Annotated in this window: 3 protein-coding genes; all 3 read right to left on the reverse strand. The window is 65.4% G+C overall.

What is annotated here, in order from left to right; translation table 11 throughout:
- The coding region (locus NTW26_00400) for a 4Fe-4S binding protein (GenBank protein MCX7020734.1) at nucleotides 1–466 on the reverse strand (466 nt) is incomplete at its 3' end.
- Nucleotides 463–825, reverse strand: coding sequence for a VOC family protein (locus NTW26_00405; protein MCX7020735.1), 363 nt, complete (start codon nucleotides 823–825; stop codon nucleotides 463–465). The genes NTW26_00400 and NTW26_00405, both read right to left, overlap by 4 nt.
- A 54-nt stretch (nucleotides 826–879) precedes the next feature.
- Nucleotides 880–1242 carry a VOC family protein gene (locus NTW26_00410; protein MCX7020736.1) on the reverse strand — a complete coding sequence of 121 codons (363 nt, stop codon included), beginning with the start codon at nucleotides 1240–1242 and terminating at the stop codon, nucleotides 880–882.
- Between the last annotated feature and the right edge of the window lie 462 nt (nucleotides 1243–1704).

The following is a 1704-nucleotide window of genomic DNA, read 5'->3' on the forward strand; positions in this document are numbered from 1 at the left end:
CCGCCTTTTCCACAAGAGTGCGGGCGCCGAAGTAGCAGACCTCCACGCAGGTGCCGCAGTCGGTGCAGACCTCGCGGTCCGTCCGCTCGACCATCGCCCCCTTGTCGCACTGCCAGTGGCCGGGCTCCCGGAAGTAGCCGCAGCAACAGTCGCAGCAGAAGCAGATGCCGTCGGCGCGGTCCGGGGTCACCTCCCGCCAGGGTCGGGCGACCAGGCGCTTCTGCTCGGCCTCGCGCAGGATGGCCAGGGCCTCCTCGCGGCTGATGGCCCAAGGAGCCCCGTTGTCGCTCGTCTCCTTCGCCCCGGGGAACATCAGGCAGACGTCGGTGCGCGACCGTTCGCAGCCGCCCACCTCTTCGCGGCAGCCGCAGTTGGTGAGCCGGAAGCCGCTCTGGGCCTCGATAATCCGCCGGGCTTCCTCGTGGGAGCAGACGCAGTGCAGGTTGAAATCGCGCTCGTCCGTCACTTGCCCTCCTTGAGCGGCTTGAACACGCCGAAAAAGGAGCCGTCGGGGTCGGCGAGGATGGCGAAATGCCCTAGCTCGGGCGCCTCCTGGATGTCGGAGACCACGTCGCCGCCGAGCTCCTTGGCCTTTTTCATGTAGGGCTCCAGCCGGGCGACCTGGAAATAAAGAAGCGGCCGGACGCTCGGCTCCAGATCGTCCACCAGGGCCAGGGCGCCGGAGAGGCCCGAGGGCGTGCGGAACAGGATGTAGTTGTCGGCCCAGGGGGTGAACTTCCAACCGAAGAGGCCCTCGAAGAACTTCCGGGTCGCCTCGATGTCGGTGCAGCCCCACTCGAAGTGGTAGAGGTCGTGCTTGGCCATGCCCCTCCTAGTAAAGAAGGGACCGGACGCCGCGGCCCGGTCCCCGAAAGCTTTCTAGCCCTTCGGCTTGTCCTGGTAGAGGCCGAGGAGGTTCCCGTCGGGGTCCGTGAGGATGGCGAACCAGCCGACCTCGGGAATCTCGGTCTTCGGGGTGTGGATGCGCCCGCCCAGACCCTCGACCCGCGCCAGGTAGGGCTCTATCTCGTCCACCTGCACGTGGACCAGGGTGCCGGAGCCGCCCTGCACCTTGTCCACCCGATTGATGCCGCCGCCGGGGCCGCCGGGGGTCGAGAACAGCAGGTAGTCTTCGCCCCACCCATCGAACTTCCAGTCCACAAAAAGGCCGCCGAGGAACCGCCGCGTCCGTTCGAGGTTGGTGGAATCGAACTCGACGTGGCAGATGTCGTGCTTGCCCAAGATTGACTCCTTTCGCCGGATTGCGGTGCCGGAACAGTCACCGCCGACCGGGTTTCCGGAACCTCCGGCCCCCCCGTCCGGCGGCGCTCGTTCCGGTCCGGGCGGCGCCCTAGTTTAAGGCAGTAAGAGGATACAAAACCGCCCCGTCTGTGGCAAGGGTTATGGTGCCTCCCGGCAAAGCTCCGGAGTGCGGACCGGATTGGTCGGATACCCGCGCCTCGGAAAACAGGCCCTTTTTTTTCGGTCGGGCCTTGACGGCGGGGAAGTTTTGGCTATCTTTAACGGCGAGAAGGGTGGGCGGCCCGACCCGCGTAAAAGCGGAGGGTTAGGAAAACCAGGGGTTCAAGGGCCGCCCTCCCCCGATTAGCCGACCTGTCGTCGGCCTCTTTTTTTTATTTCCCCGCCGTGCTACAATGATAGTGTTACAATGATAGTGACGGGGACGAACCGAAGGTTAAGGTC

The organism is bacterium (assembly GCA_026398675.1).
Taxonomy (GTDB): domain Bacteria; phylum RBG-13-66-14; class RBG-13-66-14; order RBG-13-66-14; family RBG-13-66-14; genus RBG-13-66-14.